The organism is Pseudomonas sp. 20-5, from assembly GCF_056782835.1.
In genome coordinates, this window is sequence record NZ_CM165584.1 from 2,240,643 (window position 1) to 2,263,064 (window position 22,422).

General features: G+C 67.9%; 21 protein-coding genes. 11 read left to right on the forward strand and 10 right to left on the reverse strand.

From position 1 onward, the window contains the following. Positions 1-69: 69 nt before the first annotated feature. From AC1RB9_RS10505 to AC1RB9_RS10545, 9 genes are all read left to right on the forward strand, one after another. A complete protein-coding gene (locus tag AC1RB9_RS10505) occupies positions 70-918 on the forward strand; it encodes a substrate-binding periplasmic protein (RefSeq protein WP_003117645.1) in 849 nt (282 codons plus the stop codon). Continuing rightward, the gene (locus tag AC1RB9_RS10510; protein ID WP_003091008.1) at positions 915-1,274 is read left to right on the forward strand and encodes a DUF4398 domain-containing protein; all 360 of its coding nucleotides are present in this window, start codon (positions 915-917) and stop codon (positions 1,272-1,274) included. The genes AC1RB9_RS10505 and AC1RB9_RS10510 overlap by 4 nt, the downstream gene beginning before the upstream one ends. After that, positions 1,274-2,083 carry an OmpA family protein gene (locus AC1RB9_RS10515; protein WP_003091007.1) on the forward strand — a complete coding sequence of 270 codons (810 nt, stop codon included), beginning with the start codon at positions 1,274-1,276 and terminating at the stop codon, positions 2,081-2,083. Before AC1RB9_RS10510 ends, AC1RB9_RS10515 begins: the two co-directional genes overlap by 1 nt. Before the next feature lie 193 nt (positions 2,084-2,276). Beyond that, on the forward strand, positions 2,277-2,915 hold the full coding sequence (locus tag AC1RB9_RS10520) for a LuxR C-terminal-related transcriptional regulator (RefSeq protein ID WP_003091005.1): 639 nt from the start codon (positions 2,277-2,279) through the stop codon (positions 2,913-2,915). A gap of 85 nt (positions 2,916-3,000) precedes the next feature. Continuing rightward, positions 3,001-3,369: a hypothetical protein gene (locus tag AC1RB9_RS10525; RefSeq protein WP_003107036.1), complete on the forward strand. Its 369-nt coding sequence runs from the start codon at positions 3,001-3,003 to the stop codon at positions 3,367-3,369. A gap of 221 nt (positions 3,370-3,590) precedes the next feature. Continuing rightward, positions 3,591-5,030 (forward strand): aminotransferase-like domain-containing protein, encoded by a 1,440-nt coding sequence (locus AC1RB9_RS10530; protein WP_003091003.1) that lies wholly within the window; start codon positions 3,591-3,593, stop codon positions 5,028-5,030. Between the two features lie 328 nt (positions 5,031-5,358). Continuing rightward, positions 5,359-5,943 (forward strand): ECF family RNA polymerase sigma factor SbrI, encoded by a 585-nt coding sequence (gene sbrI, locus AC1RB9_RS10535; RefSeq protein ID WP_003119848.1) that lies wholly within the window; start codon positions 5,359-5,361, stop codon positions 5,941-5,943. After that, positions 5,940-6,704: an anti-sigma factor SbrR gene (gene sbrR, locus AC1RB9_RS10540; protein WP_003114735.1), complete on the forward strand. Its 765-nt coding sequence runs from the start codon at positions 5,940-5,942 to the stop codon at positions 6,702-6,704. Before sbrI ends, sbrR begins: the two co-directional genes overlap by 4 nt. Positions 6,705-7,049: 345 nt before the next feature. Further along, complete coding sequence (locus AC1RB9_RS10545; protein WP_003091000.1) at positions 7,050-7,472, forward strand: hypothetical protein; 423 nt, start codon at positions 7,050-7,052, stop codon at positions 7,470-7,472. 13 nt (positions 7,473-7,485) lie between these two features. Here the strand turns inward: AC1RB9_RS10545 and AC1RB9_RS10550 are convergent, their stop codons facing one another. From AC1RB9_RS10550 to AC1RB9_RS10585, 8 genes are all read right to left on the reverse strand, one after another. Continuing rightward, positions 7,486-9,312 carry a long-chain-acyl-CoA synthetase gene (locus AC1RB9_RS10550; protein ID WP_003117644.1) on the reverse strand — a complete coding sequence of 609 codons (1,827 nt, stop codon included), beginning with the start codon at positions 9,310-9,312 and terminating at the stop codon, positions 7,486-7,488. A gap of 161 nt (positions 9,313-9,473) precedes the next feature. After that, on the reverse strand, positions 9,474-10,298 hold the full coding sequence (locus AC1RB9_RS10555; protein ID WP_003101741.1) for an SDR family oxidoreductase: 825 nt from the start codon (positions 10,296-10,298) through the stop codon (positions 9,474-9,476). A 51-nt stretch (positions 10,299-10,349) separates the two neighbouring features. Continuing rightward, positions 10,350-12,335 (reverse strand): geranyl-CoA carboxylase subunit apha, encoded by a 1,986-nt coding sequence (atuF, locus tag AC1RB9_RS10560; RefSeq protein ID WP_003117643.1) that lies wholly within the window; start codon positions 12,333-12,335, stop codon positions 10,350-10,352. A gap of 45 nt (positions 12,336-12,380) precedes the next feature. Further along, positions 12,381-13,175, reverse strand: coding sequence for an isohexenylglutaconyl-CoA hydratase (gene atuE / locus AC1RB9_RS10565; protein ID WP_003143706.1), 795 nt, complete (start codon positions 13,173-13,175; stop codon positions 12,381-12,383). A gap of 20 nt (positions 13,176-13,195) precedes the next feature. Beyond that, a complete protein-coding gene (atuD, locus tag AC1RB9_RS10570; protein WP_003101733.1) occupies positions 13,196-14,356 on the reverse strand; it encodes a citronellyl-CoA dehydrogenase in 1,161 nt (386 codons plus the stop codon). A 116-nt stretch (positions 14,357-14,472) separates the two neighbouring features. Further along, positions 14,473-16,089 (reverse strand): geranyl-CoA carboxylase subunit beta, encoded by a 1,617-nt coding sequence (atuC, locus tag AC1RB9_RS10575; RefSeq protein ID WP_003114738.1) that lies wholly within the window; start codon positions 16,087-16,089, stop codon positions 14,473-14,475. A 1-nt stretch (position 16,090) separates the two neighbouring features. Then, on the reverse strand, positions 16,091-16,969 hold the full coding sequence (locus tag AC1RB9_RS10580; RefSeq protein WP_003090991.1) for an SDR family oxidoreductase: 879 nt from the start codon (positions 16,967-16,969) through the stop codon (positions 16,091-16,093). A gap of 69 nt (positions 16,970-17,038) precedes the next feature. Continuing rightward, positions 17,039-18,841 (reverse strand): acyclic terpene utilization AtuA family protein, encoded by a 1,803-nt coding sequence (locus tag AC1RB9_RS10585; RefSeq protein WP_003130781.1) that lies wholly within the window; start codon positions 18,839-18,841, stop codon positions 17,039-17,041. Positions 18,842-19,094: 253 nt separating this feature from the next. On the opposite strand from AC1RB9_RS10585, the gene atuR reads away from it, so the two are divergent. After that, positions 19,095-19,718 (forward strand): atu genes transcriptional repressor AtuR, encoded by a 624-nt coding sequence (atuR, locus tag AC1RB9_RS10590; RefSeq protein WP_003117641.1) that lies wholly within the window; start codon positions 19,095-19,097, stop codon positions 19,716-19,718. Here atuR and AC1RB9_RS10595 read toward each other — a convergent pair whose 3' ends face one another. Further along, on the reverse strand, positions 19,719-20,483 hold the full coding sequence (locus AC1RB9_RS10595; protein WP_003090986.1) for a CPBP family intramembrane glutamic endopeptidase: 765 nt from the start codon (positions 20,481-20,483) through the stop codon (positions 19,719-19,721). A 232-nt stretch (positions 20,484-20,715) separates the two neighbouring features. Continuing rightward, positions 20,716-20,883 (reverse strand): DUF2897 family protein, encoded by a 168-nt coding sequence (locus AC1RB9_RS10600; protein WP_003090984.1) that lies wholly within the window; start codon positions 20,881-20,883, stop codon positions 20,716-20,718. A gap of 236 nt (positions 20,884-21,119) precedes the next feature. Between AC1RB9_RS10600 and AC1RB9_RS10605 the strand changes: the two genes are divergently transcribed. Continuing rightward, on the forward strand, positions 21,120-22,421 hold the full coding sequence (locus AC1RB9_RS10605) for a sensor histidine kinase (protein ID WP_003160587.1): 1,302 nt from the start codon (positions 21,120-21,122) through the stop codon (positions 22,419-22,421). Position 22,422 lies beyond the last annotated feature (1 nt).

The following is a 22,422-nucleotide window of genomic DNA, read 5'->3' on the forward strand; positions in this document are numbered from 1 at the left end:
CGGGGCGGGAGCGCGCGCGGAAATGTGGCAGACTGCTGCGCGCATCCCTGTACCGCGGAGCCTGAATCCATGTCCTTTCGCTGTTCCCCGTGCCGCCTGGCCGGCATCCTGCTGGCGGCGCTGTTCGTTCCGGGGCTGGCCGCGGCGGCCGGCTCCTGCGAGCGCCTGGTGGCCACCGGCAACCCGGAGTACCCACCCTACCTGTGGCGCGACCCGCAGGATCCGAAGCGCCTGATCGGAGCCAATGCCGACCTGTTGCAGCGCCTGGGCAAGGAGCTCGGCGTGCGCATCGACGTGCTCTACAGCGGCTCCTGGGAGGAGGCCCAGGAAGAGGTGACCAGCGGTCGCGCCGACCTGCTCGCCGGGGCCTACCTGACCCTGGCACGGCTCGGCAGCATGGACTATGTACATCCGCCGTTCCTGATGACCAGCGGGGTGGTCTGGGTGAACAAGGACGCCGCGTTCCCGTTCATCGGCCGCGACGACCTGATCGGGCACAAGGGCAGCGTGCTGGCCGGCAGCAGCCTGGGCGAGGAGTTCGACCGCTTCGCCAAGGCCAGTCTCGACCTGAAGCCGGTGCCGAGCCTGACCCAGGGCTTGCAGGACCTGATGCTCAAGCGCAGCGAGTTCCTCCTCTACCAGGCGCTGCCCGGGCAGGCCCAGGTCGAGGCGCTGGGCATGGCCGACGACCTGGAGGCGCTGGAACCGGTGCTGAGCAGCGAGGGGCTGTACCTGACGCTGTCGCACAACTCCGCCTGCAACGATCCGTGGCTGCGCGGACAACTGGCGAAAAAGATGACAGAATTGTCGGCTGCCGGCGTTCCCGTAACGCTCTTGCAGGACAATCTCGAACGCTGGAAAGCCCAGCAATTGCCGGCTTCCGGCGCCAGTTCGACTACGCAGGAAAGTGACTTGTGAGCATTCGATGGATGATGGCCGCAGGCCTCGCCGCGCTGACCCTGAGCGGTTGTGCGAGCAACGACCCGGCTCCGCTGGAGCAGATGCGCCTGACCGAACAGGCGCTGGAGCAGGCCAAGGCGGTGGGTGCCACCGACGACGTGGCCGAGCTGAAACTGGCCCAGGACAAGTACGCCGCGGCGCAGATCGCGATGACCGCGGAGTCCTACAAGAAGGCGCGCCTGTTGGCCGAGCAGGCCGAGCTGGACGCACGCCTCGCCGAGTCCAAGGTGCTGACGCAGAAGAGCAAGGACCAGCTCGGCGAGCTGGACAAGAGCCTGAAACGTCTGCGCAAGCAACTGGGGGAGACCGACTGATGCCGGGCAAAGCGACTCTCTTCGCCACCCTGCTGGCCTGCGCCGCGCTGGCTGGCTGCGCCGACCACAAGCTCAGCGAACAGTCGCTGGCCAAGGCGCAGAGCGAGTTCGATCAGGTCAAGGAAGATTCCGACGTGCTCCGCGCGGCGCCCAAGGATGTGATCCGCGCCGGCGAATCGCTGGCCCGCGCCGAACGCCTGTCCAGCTACTGGGGCAGCAGCAGCGACGTGATCCAGTATGCCTACCTGAGCCAGCGCTACAGCGAGATCGCTCGCCAGCACGCCTTGCTCAACCTCAACCAGGAGCGCCTGACCCGCCTGCAACTGGAGCGCGAGCGCCTGCAACTGGCCCTGCGCGAAGCCAAGCTGCTCAGCGTGCAGGAGCAGGGCCAGCGCCTGAGCGAGGAGATCGCCAGTCTCAGCACCGAGGAAACCGAGCGTGGCCTGGTGCTCACCCTTGGCGACGTGCTGTTCGACTTCAACCGCGCCGAACTCAAGCCGGCGGCCAACCGCACTGCGCTGAAGCTGGTGCAGTTCCTCCAGCTCAATCCGCGGCGGGTGATCCGCATCGAAGGCTATACCGACAGCGTCGGCGACAGGCAGGCCAACCTCGACCTGTCGCGCGAGCGCGCCCAGGCGGTGGCCGACGTGCTCGCCGATCTCGGCGTGGATCCCGCGCGCATGCAGGTGGTCGGCTACGGCGAAGCCTTCCCGGTCACCGACAACGCCTCCAACCGGGGACGGGCGCAGAACCGCCGGGTGGAGATCGTCTTCTCCAACGACAAGGGCCAGCTCAGCGCGCCGCGCTGAGAACCGCGCCGCCGCAGGAAGCCCCGGTACCCCAAAGGGTCCGGGGCTTTTTTCGTCTGGCGAACCGGGTGGCGCTGGATTTCTCTGTCAGAACTTGCGCAAGAGCGGGCTATCATCGGGATCGAACTAGTTCGAGCGGCAATCCGTGCAGCATAAGCACCTTGTATTTCGTTATAACGAGTAGAGAGGCGCCATGAGTTCGAACGAAACCCTGCCGGGGTTGGTGATCGCCGATTCCTTCCCGGTCATGCAGTGGGCGCTGCAGCGCTACCTCAGCGAGGAGTGCGGACGCCAGGTGCTGGCGGTGGTCGGCGATAGCGACAGCCTGGTGGAGCGCCTGGCCGACCTGCCGCCGGAAAGCATCCTGATCACCGAGCTGGGCTTGCCTGGCCAGCGCAGCCGCGACGGTATCCACCTGGTGGAATGGCTGACTCGGCACTGCCCGCAAATGAAGGTGATGGTCTACTCGGTGTTCAGCGCGCCGTTGCTGGCCAAGGCGGTCCTGCGCAGCGGCGCCTCGGCCTACATCAGCAAGCGCAGCCCGCTGGAGACGCTGAAGGCGGCGCTGGAGTGCATGGCGCTCGGACAGACCTTCCTCGACCCCGGCCTGCACCCGCAGCGGCATACCGGCAAGCCGCTGAGCCCCACCGAGGTGGACATCCTCCGGCGCCTGGCGCGTGGCGACACGGTCAGCGAGATCGCCCAGCGGACCATGCGCAGCGTGTCGACCATCAGCACCCACAAGAAGAACGCGATGGTCAAGATAGGCCTCAACAGTGACGCCGAACTGATCGCCCTGGGCGTGATGAACTGGCTCCACGAACTCGCCTGACCGGGTTCGAAACATCTCGACCGCCAGTTGCGGAACAATCCTCGCCAGCCCCCGGGAGCCATCCCGCCGCAGCCGAGGAATCCGCATGATCCGCCAGCCCCGCTTTGCCCGTTTCGTCCTGCCGTTGTTGCTGAGCCTGTGCCAGCCGTCCTTCGCCGCCGAACTCCGCGCGGTTGCCGAAGCACGCCGCCAGGAACTCCTGCTGGAGGACTCGCCGGTGGCGTGCGGCGAGGCGGGCTGCACGGCGCGGGAAAGCCTCAGCCTGGTGGCGTTGCAGGTGCAGGCCCGGGTTCTGGTCACCCGCCTCGGCCGCGATGATTTTTCCCCGGCCGCCCGCCAGCCCGCCGCCGTCCCGGACTACCGCCTGTTCGGCGATCTCGGCCTGGCGCCAAGCCCCTTCGCCTGGCAAGCGTTGACCGGCGAGAGCGCGGCGGCGGACGCGTTGCGTTTCTGACTTTCCCTATGGCCGCTCCCCAGGCGGCTCTTGGCGGACTGTTTCCCGCCCGCACCCGGCCGGTGGCGACCGACCGGGTTTTCTTTTCCTCGCGAACGCGCCGTCTCTGCGACCGACCCGTACAGTTTTGCGACTGTATGCCTGGTTGTCGGCCGAACTGTTCTGGAGCAGTTTCACGAATTGAGCTACTGTTTCGGTTCAATCGCCGAGGAAAACCCGCCATGACCAATCTGCTGCTTTACCAACGCATCGCCCAGCAGTTGGCCGAGGACATTCGCCGTGGCGTCTACCAGCCGGGCGAGCGGGTACCGTCGGTGCGCAAGCTCAGTACCCAGTTGAACGTCAGCCACGCCACCGTGCTGCAGGCCTACGCCACCCTCGAGGACCAGGGACTGATCCGCGCCCGTCCGCAATCCGGCTTCTACGTCCACCGCACCCCGGCGCTGACCGCGCCGACCCCGGATATCGCGCGGGTCGAGCGTCCCGGCCTGGTCACCCGCAGCAGCATCATCAACCAGGTGCTCGCCGAGTCCCGCCGCGAAGGGGTATTCCCGCTCGGCGCGGCGGTGCCGCACGTGGACTACCTGCCGGTGCGCGCCTTGCACCAGCAACTGGCCAAGGTCACCCGCTTCCAGAGCCCACGGGCGTTCAGCTACATGTTCAGCCCCGGTTTCGAGCCGCTGCGGCGGCAGGTGGCGATCCGCATGCGCGACGCCGGCGTGGTGGTCGACCCGTCGCAGGTGACCATCACCCACGGCTGCGTGGATGCGATCCACATGGCCCTGCGGGTGCTGACCCGTCCCGGCGACCTGATCGCCACCGAGTCGCCGAGCTACTACGGCCTGCTGCAACTGGCCGACGTGCTGGGCCTGAAGGTCATCGAGATCCCCAGCGACCCGCGCACCGGGATCAGCCTTGAAGCGCTGCAACTGGCGGCCAACCAGTGGTCGATCAAGGCCTTGGTGCTGACCGCGCGGCTGAGCAATCCCTTCGGCGGGACGATTCCCGAGGATCGCCAGAAGCAACTGCTGAAACTGACCGCCGAACACAACATCGGGGTGGTCGAGGACGACATCTACGGCGAACTGATGTTCGACCAGGGCCAGGCGCGCTCGCTCAAGTCCCACGACCGCGACGGCCGGGTGATCTACTGCTCGAGTTTCTCCAAGACCATCTCGCCCGGCGTACGCATCGGCTGGATCATCGCCGAGCGCTACCAGGAGGAGATCCGTCGCTTGCAGACCTTCACCACCCATTCGGCCTGCACCGTGACCCAGATGGGCGTCGCCGCCTACCTGGAGAACGGCGGCTACGACCGCCACCTGCGCTACATCCGCCAGGAGTACCGGAAGAACATGACCGCCTACCAGTTGGCGGTGCAGCAGTACTTCCCGGAAGGTACGCAGATGACCCGGCCCAAGGGCGGCTTCATCCTCTGGGTCAGCCTGCCGGCCAAGGTCAACACCAAGGAACTCCACGTGCGGGCCCTGGAGCAGGGCATCAGCATCGCCCCGGGGCTGATCTTCAGCAACACCGAGCAGTTCAACAACTGCCTGCGGCTGACCTGCGGGATTCCCTGGAACCGCGAGGCGGAGCGGGCGATCATGACCCTCGGCATGCTTGCCGGGCAGCTTTGCCAGGAAGGCCTTATCGCCGCCTGAGCGCGAGGCGCTCCCCTGGCTGAGGGGCGCCCCGCGACAGTCCGCGAAGAATTTTCCCGGGGATTAACCCGAATCCACCGACAGCTTCGTCTCAGCGGGTATCTCCGCTGCACGACGAGGTCGTCTCGATGTTTTTCCCGGCTTCCATCCGGACCGGCACTTTCGCCGAACTGTCCGACGCTGGAAAATGTCTACCGATAGCCGCTCCGGCCGCGCTTCTGGCGACGGCCCGGGCGTTTCGTGGCGACGCCGATGCGTGCCGCGAAGGATGTGGCCGATGAGCCTGCTCTCGGTCGCCTTTGACACAGGACAGGAGTCGACCAGCGGCATGCATGCCTCCACCAGCGCCACGACGGCCGCCGGCAGCGACGAAACGCTGCTGGCGCGTTACCGCAAGGGCGACAGCGCGGCCTTCGAGGTGCTCTACCAGCGCCATCGGCAAGGTCTCTACCGTTTTCTCTGCGGCCTGGCCGGACAGACCGAACTGGCCGACGAGATCTACCAGGAAACCTGGCTCAGCCTGATCCGCAGCGAGAGCCAGCCGCAGGGCCGGGCGAGCTTCCGCACCTGGCTCTACCAGATCGCCCGCAACCGCCTGATCGATCATTGGCGCAAGCATGGCCAGCGCCAGCCGTTGCAGGACAGCTACGACGAACAGTTGCACGCGCAACCCGACCAGGGCGCCGGCCCCGAGCAGCAGCTCAGCCTGAGCCGCGACGGCGAGCGCTTGCAGAGCGCGCTGGAGACCCTGCCCGAGGAACAGCGCGAGGTATTCCTGATGCGCGCCCACGGCGAACTGGAACTGGCCGAGATCGCCACGCTCACCCAGTCGCCGCTGGAGACGGTGAAGAGCCGTTTCCGCTACGCGGTGCAGAAGCTGCGCCGGCTGCTGGCCGAGGAGGTGGCGGTATGAACCCACAGAAGCATTCCGCGAGCGTCGCCGAAGAGCAGATGCTGGCGCATTTCCGCGCCCACGCGCCGCAGCAGCCGGCGCCGGCGCTGGACCAGGCGATCCTCGCCGCCGCGCGACGCCAGGCGGCGCATGTCGAACCCGCCCGGTCCTGGTGGCGGCGCTGGCTGGAAGCCTCCCGCAGGCCGCGTTGGCAGGCGGCTTTCGCCAGCCTGCTGGGCGTGGCGCTGGTGCTGGGGCTGGTCAGCCACAACGTGCTGGACGACGCCGAGCGCCAGGCCCGCCCCGAAGTGGCGTTCAGCGATGTGCCCCTGCGCGACGGAGTCGCCGGGGCCGCTGCGGCGAAGCGGGCCATGCGCGCGCCGGCGGCGCCGGCTCCGCTGTCCGGCGAGATGTCGGAGCCCCCGGCCTTGCTGGCCAGCTACGCATCGTCCGGGGAGGCGCCGCAACTGATGGCCGAGGCCGCGCCGCCGGCTCCGGCTGCCCTGGCCGACCGACCGCCGGCCCAGGCCGCGCAGCAGGCGAAGGTCCAGGCGGCGCTGGCCGGCGACTTCGTCGCCCAGGCCAGGGGCAAGGCGGTTGCGGTGAAGCCGGAGGTGCTCGACGAGGCGCTCGGGGCGGTCCTTGCCCTGCGTGAGCAGGGCAAGACGGAGCAGGCCGCGACCCAGTTGGCCGAGCTGCAGAAACGTTTCCCCGGAGAGAACCTGGTGGAACGACTGGAACGCCTCGCGACGATAGCCGCGAGCGCCAGGAAACGGCCGTGACGACCATGGCCCGCGACGCGGCGGCGGCGTCGCGGGCTGACATCAAGCGGTTACCCGCGCATGACAGGTTAGACATGGGGCGAACAACAGAGAGAGTGCCAGGATGACGATAGTGACCCCTTGCCTTGGTTGCAGTCTGCCGTCAGCATTGCCGCAATTGGCCATACCTGCGTGACTATGAAACGTCTTTGCCGAATTTGCGTCGTTGTTCTTTTCGGTTGCTTCCTGGCGGCCTGCGATGACGGCTCCAAGGCACCGGAAAAGAAAGCCCCGGAAGCACCGCCGCAGGAGCAGCGCGCCCCTGCCAAGCCAGTGAAGCCTGCACGAGCGGAGCCAGCGCCTGCCGTGCCTGCCGCGCCGAAAACAGCTTCGAAGAAGGTCGCGCCAGCCGCGGAGCAGGTTGCCGAACCCAAGCCGCCGGCCAAGCCGAAGCCTGCGGCTGCGCCGCCGAAGCCGGCCAGCAGGCCGGTCGCCAAGGACAAGCCGGCGCCGGCGAAGCGCGCTTCCACCGCTCGTCTCGACCCCGAGGTACGCAAGCCGCTGCCGAGCGCCAAGCTGGACCTGCGCCTGCCGAAGGAACTGGTGCAGAAGATGGCGCCGCCCGGCACGGAAGAGACCCATAAGCCCAAGCCGCTGTTGCCGCCGATGTTCGAGGAAAAGGACGACAGCGACTTCCGCCTCAACGGCCAGTTGCTCTATCGCGACCGCGAACTGGGCGTGTCGCGGCCCCTGGAAGGGGCCGAGTTGCAGTTCGAGTTCCGCCAGTAGGCCGCCACGGTGCTCAGAAGCGGTAGCGCTGCTCCTGCAACGCCTGGTACAGCTCCGCGTCCAGCGGCTGGTAGCCGGCGCTGCCGGGCAACCTGACGAAGAGTTTGTCGCTGACCCGCGCGGGATCGTAGGCGTCGCGCTTGAGGTCGGTCTTCTTGTACTTGAAGGTGCCGGTGGTCTCGACTTCGCGCAGCAGGCGCAGGAACACCGGTGTGGCATAGGCCGGCAACTCGCGGTCGAGGTGCGCGGCGAGAGCGTCGCGGTCCAGTTCGACGCCATCGGCCAGGCGCAGCGCGGCCATCCCGCAGCGGCCGTTGGTGCCGGGAATCTCCACGCCGTAGACCACCGCATCCTCGACCCCGTCGAAGGCGCCGAGGGCGTTTTCCACCTCGGTGGTGGAAACGTTCTCGCCCTTCCAGCGGAAGGTGTCGCCGAGACGGTCGACGAACTGGGTGTGCTTGAAACCGATGTCGCGCATCAGGTCGCCGGTGTTGAACCAGGCGTCGCCCTTCTTGAACACGTCGCGGAGGATCACCGCTTCGCTCTTGGCCGGATCGGTGTAGCCGTCGAACGGCCACTTCGCACTGATCTCGCTGATCAGCAGGCCGACCTCGCCCTTGCCGACCTTCTCCATGAAGCCCTTGGCGTCGCGCACCGGATGGTCGTTCTCCAGGTCGTAGCGGACGATGGCGTAGGTGGCTGGGGAGAAGCCCACCGTATTGTCGAAATTGAATACATTGGTGAAGCCGATGTTGCCTTCGCTGGAAGCGTAGAACTCGGTGATCCGCTGGATCTCGAAGCGTTGCTTGAACTCGGCCCAGATCGACGGGCGCAGGCCGTTGCCGATCATGCAGGTCAGGCTATTGCCGCGTTCCTCGGCGCACGGTGGCTGGTTCAGCAGGTAGCGGCAGAGCTCGCCGATGTAGCCGAAGCAGGTCGCCCGGTAGTGTTGCACGTCCTTCCAGAAACCGCTGGCGGAGAACTTGCGGCGCAGGGCCATGGCCGCGCCGCCGGCGAGCGCCGCGCTCCAGCAGACGGTCACGGCGTTGTTGTGGTAGCAGGGCAGGGTTAGGTAGAGCACGTCGTCGCGGCCCAGGCCCAGACCGGAATGGCCGAAGCCGCCGTAGGCCTTGATCCACTTGCCGTGGCTCATGATCGAGGCTTTCGGCAGGCCGGTGGTGCCGGAGGTGTAGATGTAGAAGCAGGAGTCCTTGAGCCGCACCCTGCCGGTGTCCTCGAGGTTCTCCGAGGTCTGTCCCTGGGCCAGGCGCATCAGGTTGCGCCAGCCCATCGGCGGCGAGCCGGGATCGCCGAGGGTGTCGCCGTCGTCGACCCAGTAGCAATGGCCGGCGTTGCCGAGCACCTCCTGGCGGACTTCCTCGAACACCTCGCGCAACTCTTCGCCGACCACGAAGTGGCCGGGCTTCACCAGGTTCAGGCTGTGCACCAGGACCTTGCCGCGCTGGGTGGTGTTGACCAGTGCGCCGATGGCGCCGAGCTTGGCCAGGGCGGCGAGGATCGCCAGCAGCTCGACGCGGTTTTCCAGCATCACCGCGACCACGCTGCCGTGGCCTACGCCCTCGGCCTTGAAGGCGCGCGCCAGGCGATTGGCCCAGCCGTTGAACAGGGCGTAGCTGATCCGCCGCTGGCCGTCGAGCACCGCCGGGTTGTCCGGGTACAGGCGTGCCGCGCGCTCCAGCGCCCAGCCCAGGGACAGGCTCTTCTCGCGGTTACGGATCGCGGTGTAGTACAGGCCGCGCAGCATGCGCGGCACGCGGCCGAAGGTGGCAGGCAGGCGGGCAACGAAACGGTTGAAAGTGATCAGGTCGGCGTGGGTCATGGCTCTCGCGCTTGTCGTTGTTGTGCGGGGCGTAGGACGCTCCCGCGACTCTAGACCGCAGCCGCCGCCTCGGCTATGACCGTTGCGCGGTCGCCCCGGGGCACTTCGGCAAATAGCCCGGAAGCCCGCCGCAGAGCGCCGCGCGCCTTTCGTCGGAGACCTCAGTCGAGGAACAGGTCGGGCACCAGCGCGCCACCCTCCGGGTCGTAGCGGTACTGCTCGAAATCGCTCTGGCCGCGCTCGCGCAGCAATTCCTCGTCGACCAGCAGGCGCCCGCTGAGGCTGCGCCCCTCGCTGGTGAGAATGGCGTGCGCGGCGTCGGCCATGATCGCCGGGGTGCGCGCGCGGCGGAAGGCGTCACGGCTGCCCAGCTCGAACTCGATGGCGGCGGTGGCGATCATGGTCTTCGGCCACAGCGCGTTGACGCTGATGGCGTATTTCCCGAACTCCTCGTGCATCCCCAGGGTAAGCATGCTCATGCCGTACTTGGTGACCGTGTAGGGGCCGTGCTGGGCGAACCACCTGCCGGCCAGGTTGATCGGCGGCGACAGGCTGAGGATGTGGCCGTTGGCGCTCCTGCGCAGGTAGGGCAGGGCGGCCTGGCTGCAGACCAGCACCGCGCGGGTGTTGATCTGGTACATCAGGTCGAAGCGCTTGGGCTCCAGCTTCTCCACCCCGACCAGGCGGATCGCCCCGGCGTTGTTGACCAGCGCGTCGATCCCGCCGAAGCGTTCGGCGGCGCGGGCCATGGCCGCCGCCACGGCCTGCTCGTCGCGCACGTCGAGTTGCAGCGGCAGGGCCTGGCCGCCGGCGGCCTCGACCTCGGCGGCGACGCTGAAGATGGTGCCTTCCAGCTTCGGATGCGGCTCGGCGCTCTTCGCCGCGATCACCAGGTTGGCGCCATCGCGCGCGGCGCGCAGGGCTATCTCCCGGCCGATGCCGCGGCTGGCGCCGGTGATGAACAGGGTCTTGCCGTGCAGTGACATGGGCGTCTCCGTTTTCTTGTCGTTGTCGTTGCGGATGAGCGGCGGGGTGTCTCAGGCGTCGGCTTCCACCTCGACCAGCACCTGCCGGTTGCGCACCTGCTCGCCACGGCCGACCTGGACGCGGCGGACCACGCCGTCGACTCCGGCCTTCAGCGGGTGTTCCATCTTCATTGCCTCCAGCACCAGCAGCAGTTGGCCCTTGCCGACCCGTTCGCCCTCGCCGACCAGCACCTCGACGATGGCGCCGTCCATCGGCGCCTTGAGCGTGCCGGAACTGGCGCCGACCTGGGCGCTGGCGCCGGCGTGGGTGACGTCGAGCAGTTCGAGGTTGCCGCCGTGGCCGTATAGCCAGAGGCGCCCGCCGTCCAGGTGGTAGGCGTGGCGGCGGCGAATGCCGTCGAGTTCGGCGCTGGCCCAGCGTCCGTCGCAGTCGAGCAGGCGCACGGCGATCTCGCGTCGCTCCAGGCGCGCCAGCAGTCGCGGCCGGCGACCGCTTTCGAGGACGTCCAGGCCGATCTCCAGGCGCTGTTCGGCGTGCTTCAGGACGATCTTCCACGGTGCCCCGGCGGCGCTGCGCCAGCCGGCCAGGCCGGGCTGGTGCGCACTGGCCTCGGCGCCGGCCTGGTAGAGCAGGGCGGCGGCCAGGGCCAGTTCCTCGGCGCCCGGCTGGCGCGGTTGCAGGCTGGGGTCTTCGGCGAAGCGTTCGCCGATGAAGGCGGTGGTCGCCTCGCCGGCGGCGAAGTCCGGATGCGCCAGGAGGTTGGCGAGGAACCGCTGGTTGCCGTCGACCCCCAGCAGCACGCAGCGCTCCAGCGCGCGGATCAGCTTGCGCCGGGCTTCGTCGCGGGTCGCCCCGTAGGCGATCAGCTTGGCCAGCATCGGGTCGTAGAAGGGCGTCACCGCCTGCCCCTCGACCAGGCCATGGTCGATGCGTACGCCGGGCAGCAGTTCCGGGTCCCAGCGCAGCACCGTGCCGGTCTGCGGCAGGAAGCCGCGACCGGCGTCCTCGGCGTAGAGGCGGACCTCGATGGCATGCCCGCGCAGTTCCACCTGTTCCTGCCGCAGCGGCAGCGGATGGCCCTCGGCGACGCGGATCTGCCAGGCCACCAGGTCCTGGCCGGTGACCAGTTCGGTGACCGGGTGTTCGACCTGCAGGCGGGTATTCATCTCCAGGAAGTAGAAGCGGCCATCCTCGCCGAGAAGAAACTCGACGGTGCCGGCGCCCACGTAGTTGACCGAAGCCGCGGCCTTCACCGCCGCCTCGCCCATGGCGCGACGCAGGTCGGCATCGAGCACCGGGCAGGGAGCTTCCTCGATGACCTTCTGGTGGCGGCGCTGCACCGAGCAGTCGCGTTCGCCGAGGTAGAGCAGGTTGCCGTGGCGGTCGCCGAACACCTGGATCTCCACATGGCGCGGGCGCAGCACGGCCTTCTCCAGGATCAGTTCGGCGCTGCCGAAGGCGCCCAGCGCTTCCGAGCGTGCGGTGCGCAACTGGTCCAGCAGTTGGTCGGGTTCCTCCACCAGGCGCATGCCGCGGCCGCCGCCGCCGGCGCTGGCCTTGATCATCAGTGGGTAGCCGATGCGTTCGGCCTCGCGCCGCAGGGTCGCGTCGTCCTGTTCGGCGCCTTCGTAGCCGGGGATGCACGGCACCCCGGCGGCGAGCATGGCGATCTTCGACAGGCGCTTGCTGCCCATCAGGTGGATGGCTTCCGCATCCGGGCCGATGAAGACGATCCCGGCGGCTTCGCAGGCACGGGCGAATTCGGCGTTCTCGGAGAGGAAGCCGTAGCCGGGGTGGATCGCCTCGGCGCCGCTGCGACGGGCGGCGTCGAGGATCGCCTCGAGGTTCAGGTAGGACTGCGCCACCGCTGCCGGGCCGATGCACACGGCCTCGTCGGCCAGTTGCACATGGCGGGCGTCGGCGTCCGCCTCGCTGTACACGGCAACGCTGCGGTAGCCCAGTTCATGGGCGGTGCGCAGCACCCGGCAGGCGATTTCACCGCGGTTGGCGACGAGGATCTTGTTGAAGCTGGGCATGTCGTTCGGCTCCTGGAGGCTGTTGCCCTGTTTCGCGGTCGTGGCTCACTGGGCCCAGACCGGCTTGCGTTTCTGTACGAAGGCCAGGGTGCCTTCACTGCCTTCGGCGCCGCCCACCGCTTCGGCGAACTGTCGCGCCGCATCGTCCAGCAGGGCGCCGAGTTCGCCGCTTTCGCTGGCCAGCAGCAGGGCCTTGGTGGCGGCGTTGGCGTTCGGCGCGCAGCGGCGCAGTTGCTCGAGGGTTTCCTCCAGGCGCTGTTCGAGGGCATCGGCGTCGGCCTCGCAGAAATGCACCAGGCCCAGGCGCAGCGCCTCGCGGCCGTCGAAGCGGGCGGCGGTGAGGGCCAGGCGGCGGGCCTGGGTCAGGCCGATGCGGCGGACCACGAAAGGCGCGATCTGCGCCGGGAGAATGCCGAGGCTGGTTTCCGGCAGGCCGAACTGCGCATCGGCGGCGGCGATCGCTACGTCCGACACGCAGGCCAGGCCGAAACCGCCGCCGAGCACCGCGCCTTCCACCAGCGCCACCAGCAGTTGCGGGGCGGCCTGGGCTTCCTCCAGCAGGCTGCCGAAGGCGCGGTTCAGCGTGCGGTAGGCTTCCGCCCCGGCGGCGCGGGCACCGGCCATGTCCTTGATGTCGCCGCCGGCGCAGAAGTGCCCGCCGGCGCCGCGCAGCACCAGCGCCCGCACGCTACGGTCGTCGCGCACGGCGGCGAGCACCGCGCGCAGTTCGCCGACCATCGCCAGGCTCATGGCGTTGCGGCTTTGCGGGCGGTTCAGGGTGATCCGCAGGACGCCCTCGATGGGTTCCAGCAGCAGGGTCTCGCAATGCGGCAGGCTCATGCCGGTTTCCTCCTGGAACGTCAGCCTTTCTTCTTGCCCGGCAGGATGCCCATCAGCTTGCAGATGATGCCGAGCATGATCTCGTCGGCACCGCCGCCGATGGATACCAGGCGGGTGTCGCGGTAGGCGCGGGAGACCGGGTTGTCCCACATGAAGCCCATGCCGCCCCAGTACTGCAGGCAGGCGTCGCTGACCTCGCGGCCGAGGCGGCCGGCCTTCAGCTTGGCCATGGAAGCCAGGCGCGTCACGTCCCTGCCTTTCACGTACAGCTCGGTGGCCTGGTAGACCAGGGCGCGCAGCGCCTCGACCTCGGTCATCATCTCGGCCATGCGGAAGTGGATGACCTGGTTGTCGATCAGCGGCTGGCCGAAGGTCCTGCGCTCCTTGCAATACTCGATGGTGACGTCGATGCAGTGCTCCAGGCCCTTGATCATGTTGGCCGCGCCGAACAGCCGTTCTTCCTGGAACTGCAGCATCTGCATCATGAAGCCGGCGCCCTCCGCGCCGATGCGGTTGCGCTGCGGTACGCGGACGTTATCGAAGAACACCTGGGCGGTCTCCGAACTGCGCATGCCGAGCTTGTCCAGGTGCGGACTGAGGGTAATGCCCGGGGTCTTCATCGGGACCACGATCAGCGACTTGTTGACGTGCGGCTTGTCGTCGGAGGTATTGGCGAGCAGGCACATGAAGTCGGCCGACGGCGAGTTGGTGATCCACATCTTGCTGCCGTTGATCACATAGTCGTCGCCGTCCTTGCGCGCGGTGGTCTTCAGGCCGGCGACGTCGGAGCCGGCGCCGACCTCGGAGACGCCGATGCAGCCGACCATCTCGCCGGCGATGGCCGGGCGGAGGAACTCCTCGCGCAACTCGTCGGAACCGAAGCGGGCCAGGGCCGGGGTGCACATGTCGGTCTGCACGCCGATGGCCATCGGGATGCCGCCGCAGGTGATGCTGCCGAATTCCTCGGCGGCGACGATCGAGTAGCTGTAGTCCAGGCCCATGCCGCCGAACTTCTCCGGCTTGGAGATGCCCAGCAGGCCGAGTTCGCCGGCCTTGCGGAAGATCTCGTGGATCGGGAAGCGGCCGTCCTTTTCCCACTGGTCGACGTTGGGGTTGATTTCCCGCTCGACGAAGCTGCGAACGGTGCGGCGGAGTTCCTCGTGTTCCTGGGTGAAGATCATGGGTTGTCTTTCCTCCTGGGCATCATTGTTTTCCGGCAGGATCCGCTTGCTCTCTCCCAACCCTCTTCCTTCAGGGAGAGCGGGGAGAGGGGCTGTCGCCGGCTCGCCTGTTGCAGTCAGAACCTCGCGACCCCGAAGCTGTTGCCCTTCAGCGGCCGCGCCTCGGCTTCCGCGCAGATATCCAGCAGGTAGCCGAGCAGCCTGCGGCTGTCGCGCGGGTCGACCAGGCCGTCGTCCCACAGGCTGGCGGTGCCGTAGAGCGCGGTGGACTGGCTGTCGAGCTTCTGCGCGGTGACGGTTTCCAGCATCTCGAGCATCTTCGGATCGGCTTCCTTGCCTTCCTTGGCGTGTTTCTCCTCGGTGACGATGCGCAGCACCTTGCCGGCCTGGGCACCGCCCATCACCGCGGTGCGACTGTTCGGCCAGGCGAAGATGAAGCGCGGGTCGAGGCCGCGTCCGCACATCGCGTAGTTGCCGGCGCCGTAGGAGCCGCCGACCACCAGGGTCAGCTTGGGCACGCGGGCGTTGGCCACCGCCTGGATCATCTTCGAGCCGTGCTTGATCACGCCCTGGCGCTCCGACTCGGTGCCGACCATGAAGCCGGTGGTGTTGTGCAGGAACAGCAGCGGCGTGTTGCTCTGTTCGCAGAGCTGGATGAACTGCGCCGCCTTGGCCGCGCCCTGCGGGGTGATCGGTCCGTTGTTGCCGATCAGGCCGCAGGCGTGGCCCTCGATGCGCAGGTGGCCGCAGACGGTCTGGCCGTCGAACTCGTTCTTGAAGTCGAGGAACTCGGAGCCGTCGGCGATGCGCGCGACGATCTCGCGGACGTCGTAGGGCTTCTTCGGGTCGGCCGGAACCACCCCGAGCAGCTCCTCCACCGGGTACAGCGGTTCACGCCAGGAACGCGCCGGGCGCGCCGGCAGTTGTGCGTTCCACGGCAACATGCCGACGATCTCGCGGGCCAGGCGCACGCCGTCGGCGTCGTTTTCCGCCAGGTATTCCGCGGTGCCGGCGACCTGCGCGTGCAGTTCGGCTCCGCCGAGCTCCTCGTCGCTGGCGATCTCGCCGGTGGCGGCCTTGAGCAACGGCGGCCCGGCGAGGAACATCTTGGCCTTGCCGCGCACCACCACCACGTAGTCCGACAGCCCCGGCTGGTAGGCACCGCCGGCGGTGCTGGAACCATGCACCACGGTGACCTGGGGAATGCCCATGGCGGAGATCCGCGCCTGGTTGGCGAAGCCGCGCGCACCTTCGACGAAGATCTCCGCCGCGTAGTTGAGGTTGGCGCCACCGCTTTCGGTGAGGGTCACCACCGGCAGCTTGTTCTCCATGGCGATCTGCTGCAGGCGCAGGGTCTTCTTCAGCCCGGTCGGGGAGATGGTGCCGCCCTTGATCGCGCTGTTGCTGGCACTGACCAGGCAGCGCACCCCGGCGATGTAGCCGATCCCGGCGATGATCCCGCCGCCGGCCTGGGTGCCGTCCTTGTCGTCGTGCAGCTTGTAGCCGGCCAGCGAGGACAGTTCGAGGAACGGCGCGCCCGGGTCGAGCAGCAGCGCCAGGCGTTCGCGCGGCAGCAGCTGGCCGCGTTTCTCGAACTTCGGCCTGGCCTCGGCGGCCTTGTCCAGGACCTTCTGCTCCAACTCGCGGAAGCCGGCCACGGCGGCGAGCATGGCCTCGCGGTTGCGGGCGAAGTCCTCGCCGTTGACGTCGAGTTCCGACTGGATCGCGGGCATGTCAGTCCTCCTGGTCCTTCAGTACGTCGGGCAGGTAGGCGCGGTGGAAGCCGTTGTACGCGCGGCTCTGTCCCGGCTTGCCCTTGAATAGCGGGAAGGCGCGGCTGCCCTGGCTGGCGGCGCCGTCGATGCGGATCGTGTTGCCGCTGACGAAGGCGGCGCCGGGGGAGAGCAGGAAGACGATGGCGGCGGCGACTTCCGACTCGCTGCCGATGCGCTTGAGCGGCACGTGCTCGCGCAGGGTCGGGATCACCGCCTTGAACGCGCCTTCGTAGGTATCCATGCCGCTGGACGCGATCCAGCCCGGCGCCACCGCGTTGACCCGCACGCCGGCATGGCCCCACTCGACGGCGGCGGTCCTGGTGAAATTCTCCATGCCGGAGCGTGCGGCGCCGGAGTGACCCATGCCGGGCATGCCGCCCCACATGTCGGCGAGCATGTTGACGATGCTGCCGCCGGTCTTGCTCATCGACTGGTTGAACACTTCGCGGGCGACCAGGAAGCCGCCGACCAGGTTGGTGCGGAGCACGGTCTCGAAGCCCTTCTGGCTGATCGAGGCGAGGGGCGAGGGATACTGGCCGCCGGCGTTGTTGACGAGGTGATGGATGGTCCCGCGTTCGGCCAGGATATTCGCCACCAGCGTCTTCACCGCTTCCTCCTCGCGGATGTCGCAGGCGTGCCAGCTGACGCTGCCGCCGTCCTCGACGATCTCGCCGGCGGTCTTCTCCAGCTTTTCCGCCTTGCGTCCGACCAGCACCACGTGGGCGCCGAGGGCCGCCAGCTCGTGGGCGGTGCAGCGGCCGATGCCGCTGCCGCCGCCGGTGACGATGATGGTCTGGCCGTCGAACAGGCCAGGTCGGAAGATCGAGTCGTAGCTCATTGTTCTGGTGACTCCGATGAATCCCGTAGAGGGGCAGCGGAACGCCGCATTCGCCGTTCCTGGTTGTGGTTATCTGCCTTGCGTTTCCAGCGCGTCGGCGAGCGCCTGCGGCACCGCCACCGGGAACTCCAGCAACTGCTGGGCAAAGGCCTTGCCCTGCGGGTCGATGCGCAGGCTGGCGACGCCGCCGCCGCCGAGGGCGTTCTCCAGCAGGAAGTTCAGGCTGTGGCTGCCCGGCAGGTACCAGCGGCCGACCCGGCCGGTCTGCGGGTCGAGCACATGCTGCATCCAGTCCACCACGGCGCCTTCCTCCAGCGCCTCGGCGATCCACGGCAGGTACTCCGGGCGCCGCGCCATGACCCCGATGTTGCTGTGGTTGCCTTTGTCGCCGGAGCGCGCCACCGCTAGCTTCACCAGCGGCACGCTGGCGCTGGCGGGCTGCTCCGGGCGTGGCGGCTGGCGCGCCTCGGCCAATCGTGCCGGGTCGAAGGCTTCGAGGACCGGCAGTTCCAGCGGATGGCGCTGGCCGTCGATCTCTACGCTCAACGCGCATTGCGCCTTGTCGATCAGGAAAGAGAACAGGCGGATCACCGGATACACCGTCGGCCGGCCGCCGACGATGCCGGTCAGGCCGGGCGCCATCCCGGTGGCGGCCTGGGCGATCTCGCGGGAGAACAGCACCAGGGCTTCCTTGCGCGGATGCCGGACGGCCAGCTTGACCACCACTTCGCGGCTGTCCTGCCGTCGCCCATGGGGACCATAGGTGGCTTCGCTGCCGAGCAGTTCGACATTGACCTCGCGGTAGGGCTCCCAGCCGCGCTCGGCGAAGATTTCCTCGGTCCTGGCGATGATCGCCTGGCTGACCCGCTCGGCCTTCTTCAGCGCATCGATGCCGGCGATCAGGCAACTGGCGGTGCAGCGGAAACCGTCCGGATAGGTGGCGCTGACCTTGTACCGGTCGGTGGGCGGCAGGCCGCGCGCGCCTTCCACCGCGACCCGGTCGGGTCCGACCTGGCGCAGGCGCACCTCGGTGAAGTCGCAGACCACGTCGGGCAGCAGGTAGGCGCGTGGGTCGCCGATCTCGTAGAGCATCTGTTCGCCGACGCTCAGTTCGCTGACCAGGCCACCGGTGCCGGGCGCCTTGGTCACCACGAAGCGCCCGTCGGCCTCGACCTCGACGATGGGGAAACCGATGTGCTCATAGTCCGGCACCTGCTCCCAGTCGGTGAAATTGCCGCCGGTGCATTGCGCGCCGCATTCGACGATGTGCCCGGCGAGGGCTGCCTGGGCCAGTCGGTCGTAGTCGTCCCAGGCCCAGCCGAACTCGTGCACCAGGGCGGCGCTGACCACCGCGCTGTCGACCACCCGGCCGGTGATCACGATATCCGCGCCCAGGCGCAGGGCCTCGACGATGCCCGGCGCGCCGAGGTAGGCGTTGAGCGAGACGCACATCGGCGGGAAAGGCGCGTCGCTGAACATCTCGCGGATGCCGGCCTTGGCCAGTTCGGCCTGGCGCGCTTGCAGGTTGTCGCCATGGAGCACGGCGATCTTCAGCTGCACCCCGGCCTTCTCGCAGGCCGCGGCGAGGGCGGCGGCACAGGCCTGCGGATTGATCCCGCCAGCGTTGCTGATGACGCGGATCTTCTTCTCGGCGATCTCGCCCAGCAGTGGTGCGAGGACCTCGACGAAGTCGGTGGCGTAGCCGGCGTCCGGCTGTTTCAGGCGGGCGCCGGCCATGATCGACATGGTGATCTCGGCCAGGTAGTCGAACACCAGGTAGTCCAGCGGCGCGCCGCGCACCAGCTGCGCGGCCGCGGTGCAGGTGTCGCCCCAGAAGGCCGAGGCGCAGCCGATGCGTACGGTCTTTTGCATTGTTCTTGACCCGTGACGGCGGAAGTGTGGGGCGACATTACCAAGCAAGCGCTTGGTTGAGAAGAGGGCGGAAACAAATCCCTTCGCGGCTGTTACCCAAGCGCTTGCTCGGTCGTCTTCGCAGGCATACATTTCATGAATGCCGACAAGCACTTGCGGGGCAATCCCGAGGCCGGTCGGCAAATACGGAGCGGCCGGGCGCGCGGATGAGCGGCACCGAGCCGCCGACGATCCGGAAAAGGGGTACTCAGCGTTGGACGATCAGAAAGCCCGGGAAGTGATGCTGGAGCTGGTGGCTACCGGACAGCTCACCGATCCGGAAAGCGCCCGCGGCAAGCTGCTGCAGACCGCCGCCCACCTGTTCCGCAGCAAAGGCTACGAACGCACCACGGTGCGCGACCTGGCCAGCGCGGTGGGCATCCAGTCGGGCAGCATCTTCCATCACTTCAAGAGCAAGGACGAGATCCTGCGCTCGGTGATGGAAGAGACCATCCTCTACAACACCGCGCTGATGCGCGCCGCCCTGGCCGACGCCGAGGACCTGCGCGAGCGGGTGCTGGGACTGATCCGCTGCGAGCTGCAATCGATCATGGGCGGTACCGGCGAGGCGATGGCGGTGCTGGTCTACGAGTGGCGCTCGCTGTCCGCCGAAGGCCAGGCGTACATCCTCGGCCTGCGCGACATCTACGAGCAGATGTGGCTGGACGTGCTGGGGGAGGCGCGGCTGGCCGGCTACTGCCAGGGCGATCCGTTCATCCTGCGGCGCTTCCTCACCGGCGCGCTGTCCTGGACCACCACCTGGTTCCGTCCGGAAGGACCGATGAGTCTCGACCAGCTCGCCGAGGAGGCCCTGGCGCTGGTGATCAAGGACGCCTGATCACTCGGAGATCAGGCGGAACGGGTAGCTCAGCAGGAGGAAGTGCAGGGTGTTGATCGAGGCGTGCAGCAGCACCGCCAGCGACAGCCGCCCGCTGAAGTGCAGGACCATGCCGTAGCCCAGCCCGGCGATCCCGGCCAGTAGCGCATACACCGGGTTCACCAGCAGGTGCAGCGCGGCGTAGGCGAGGGTCGCGACGATGATTCCCGGCCAGGCGCCGAACCAGCGGATCAACTGGCTTTGCAGCAGGCCGCGGAAGAAAGCCTCCTCGGCCAGCGAGACCACCCCGACGTTCAGTACCAGCCACCACCAGAAGGCATCCGGCCACTTCGGCTGCCAGCTCGCGGCATTGGTCATGATCGACAGCAGCGGCACCACGAAGAAGGTCAGGCAGAAGGCCAGCGCGGTGATATCCAGCGACACCAGCGGCTGCTTCGGCCGGCGTAGCCACCAGGCGAGCAGGGTAAGGGCGACCAGGGCCTTGTCCCAGGGCAGCCAGATCATCTGGATCGGCGGGCTGGCGCTGGCAAGGTCCCAGGGGAACAGGCGCAGGGGAATGAAGCCGGGCAGGTAGTGGATGGCGATCAGGGCGCTGGCGGCGAGGCTCACCGGCCACCAGAGCAGGGTCGGCAGCCAGCGCTCGGCGTAGGTCACCCAGATGATGTAGAGCAGGACGATGACCGCCGTCAGCAGCGCGATGTGCCCGGTGAAGAAGCCCCCGAGCAGGAACAGAATGGGTAGAAGCGGTATCAGACGCCCGAGCATGCAGCCTCCCGTTTAAAGGAGGGATTCTAAAGGCATTTCGACCCGCGGATGGGAAAAGCGCAAGGAACGAACCTTCTGCCAGAGGGAAACACACGGGGAACGAACCCCAGGTTGCGCAGGAAAAACCACGCGCGGCCCGCATGACTCCGCCCCGCGAGCCTTCGCCTCGCCGGTTTTTCGCCCGCCGGGGTTTTCCTACGAGACCTAGTGACCCGCCGGCAGGCCAATAGGTTCAGCGGTCCTTCGCCTCCTGCGCGTCCAGCTCGGCGTTGCGTTCATGGATGCGTTTGAGCTGTTCCTCGCTCAACGGCAGCTTCTTCGCCGAGTCGCGCAGCAGCAGGAGTCCGCCGACGATGGAGCCCAGGGCGAGGACGATGATCAACCAGGCGTACCAGGGCATGTTGTTCTCCCTCATCGATATGAATGTTCACCATACGCCGGGTTTGCCTTTCTGTCAGACAACGCTCCGGCGCGAGGCCCTGTGGTTGAGACTCCCGGCGGCGCTCGGAAGTTGCGGGCGGAGAAAGCGCTGAGCCTGGCCGGCGTGATGCCTGTCACATGTTGGCAATCTGACATTGCTTAACTGGCGGGTATCCCTTCATTGCCCCGTCCGGGCCTGCCAGCGAGAGGTTGCCGATGTCTCCGAGCGCGTTGTCCCGTCTGTTGCGCCCGGTGGAACCCCTGACTCCGGCGATGAGCATCAGCGACGTCGCCGACCGCCTGCTGATGCCGGAGCACCGTGCCTTCCTCTCGCTGCCGGTGGTCGACGACGAGCGCCGGGTCCTCGGCCTGGTCAGCCGCTACACCCTCCAGGACATCTTCATGCAGCGTTTCGGCCGCGACCTCTGGGGCCGCCATCCGGTGCGCGACGTCATGAACCGGGCGCCCCTCAGCGTCTCCCTCGGCGCCAGCCTGGAGGAGGCGGCGCAGCAGGTCACCGGTCGCCTGCAGTATCCGATCACCGAGGACTTCGCCCTGGTCGACGAAGAGGGCCGCTACCGTGGCCTGGGCACCGTACTCGACCTGCTGAAGGCCATGGAGGCGCGCATCGCCCAGCGCAACCGGGTGCTGCGCAAAGCGCTGGTGGACCTCAAGGAGTCCCAGGCGCAACTGGTGCAGTCGGAAAAGATGGCTTCGCTCGGGCAGATGGTGGCCGGGGTCGCACACGAGCTGAACACGCCGCTCGGCTACGTCGGCAACAACCTGGCGCTGCTGGAGGAGCTGAGCGATCCCTTGTTGCGCCTGGCCGATGCCCAGGCGGCGCTGGTCGACTGCCTGGGCGACCCGCAGTGCGACGAAGCGCGCCTGGCGCAGGCGCTGCAGGCGGCCGACGCGGTGCGCCGCGAAGCCGCCGTCGAACAGTTGCGCGAGGACCTGCGGCAATTGTTCGTCGATACCCGCTACGGCCTCGGCCAGATCGGCGAGCTGGTTTCCGGGCTCAAGGACTTCGCCCGCCTGGACCGCGCCTTCAGCGAGGAGGTCGACCTCAACGACTGCGTGCGCAACGCCGTGCTGATCGCCCGCACCGCCATCAAGGACAAGGCCGAGATCAGCAGCCAGCTCGGCGAGCTGCCGCTTATCGCCTGCGCGCCGTCGCAGATCAACCAGGTGCTGCTGAACCTGCTGACCAACGCCGCGCAGGCCATGGAGCGTTTCGGCCGCATCCTGCTGAAGAGCTGGGCCGACGAGCGCCAGGTGTTCCTCTCCGTGCAGGACAACGGCAAGGGCATGCCCGCCGAGGTCCTCGGCCGGATCTTCGACCCGTTCTTCACCACCAAGCCGGTGGGGCAGGGCACCGGGCTCGGCCTGTCGATCAGCTACAAGATCATTCAGCAACATGGCGGGACCATCCGCGTGGCCTCCGAACCGGGCCGCGGAACCCGCTTCCTCATCAGCCTGCCGCGAGAGCAGGCCCGCGAACTGAAACGGAGCGCCTGAC

Coding starts and splice junctions, on each gene's coding strand:
- AC1RB9_RS10580 (WP_003090991.1), bottom strand. CDS start 16,969: ATGAGCTACGACTCGATCTTCCGACCTGGCCTGTTCGACGGCCAGACC.
- sbrI (WP_003119848.1), top strand. CDS start 5,359: ATGCATGCCTCCACCAGCGCCACGACGGCCGCCGGCAGCGACGAAACG.
- atuE (WP_003143706.1), bottom strand. CDS start 13,175: ATGAGCCTGCCGCATTGCGAGACCCTGCTGCTGGAACCCATCGAGGGC.
- AC1RB9_RS10525 (WP_003107036.1), top strand. CDS start 3,001: ATGATCCGCCAGCCCCGCTTTGCCCGTTTCGTCCTGCCGTTGTTGCTG.
- AC1RB9_RS10515 (WP_003091007.1), top strand. CDS start 1,274: ATGCCGGGCAAAGCGACTCTCTTCGCCACCCTGCTGGCCTGCGCCGCG.
- AC1RB9_RS10595 (WP_003090986.1), bottom strand. CDS start 20,483: ATGCTCGGGCGTCTGATACCGCTTCTACCCATTCTGTTCCTGCTCGGG.
- AC1RB9_RS10530 (WP_003091003.1), top strand. CDS start 3,591: ATGACCAATCTGCTGCTTTACCAACGCATCGCCCAGCAGTTGGCCGAG.
- AC1RB9_RS10550 (WP_003117644.1), bottom strand. CDS start 9,312: ATGACCCACGCCGACCTGATCACTTTCAACCGTTTCGTTGCCCGCCTG.
- atuC (WP_003114738.1), bottom strand. CDS start 16,089: ATGCCCGCGATCCAGTCGGAACTCGACGTCAACGGCGAGGACTTCGCC.
- AC1RB9_RS10585 (WP_003130781.1), bottom strand. CDS start 18,841: ATGCAAAAGACCGTACGCATCGGCTGCGCCTCGGCCTTCTGGGGCGAC.
- AC1RB9_RS10605 (WP_003160587.1), top strand. CDS start 21,120: ATGTCTCCGAGCGCGTTGTCCCGTCTGTTGCGCCCGGTGGAACCCCTG.
- sbrR (WP_003114735.1), top strand. CDS start 5,940: ATGAACCCACAGAAGCATTCCGCGAGCGTCGCCGAAGAGCAGATGCTG.
- AC1RB9_RS10555 (WP_003101741.1), bottom strand. CDS start 10,298: ATGTCACTGCACGGCAAGACCCTGTTCATCACCGGCGCCAGCCGCGGC.
- AC1RB9_RS10600 (WP_003090984.1), bottom strand. CDS start 20,883: ATGCCCTGGTACGCCTGGTTGATCATCGTCCTCGCCCTGGGCTCCATC.
- AC1RB9_RS10520 (WP_003091005.1), top strand. CDS start 2,277: ATGAGTTCGAACGAAACCCTGCCGGGGTTGGTGATCGCCGATTCCTTC.
- AC1RB9_RS10505 (WP_003117645.1), top strand. CDS start 70: ATGTCCTTTCGCTGTTCCCCGTGCCGCCTGGCCGGCATCCTGCTGGCG.
- atuF (WP_003117643.1), bottom strand. CDS start 12,335: ATGCCCAGCTTCAACAAGATCCTCGTCGCCAACCGCGGTGAAATCGCC.
- atuD (WP_003101733.1), bottom strand. CDS start 14,356: ATGATCTTCACCCAGGAACACGAGGAACTCCGCCGCACCGTTCGCAGC.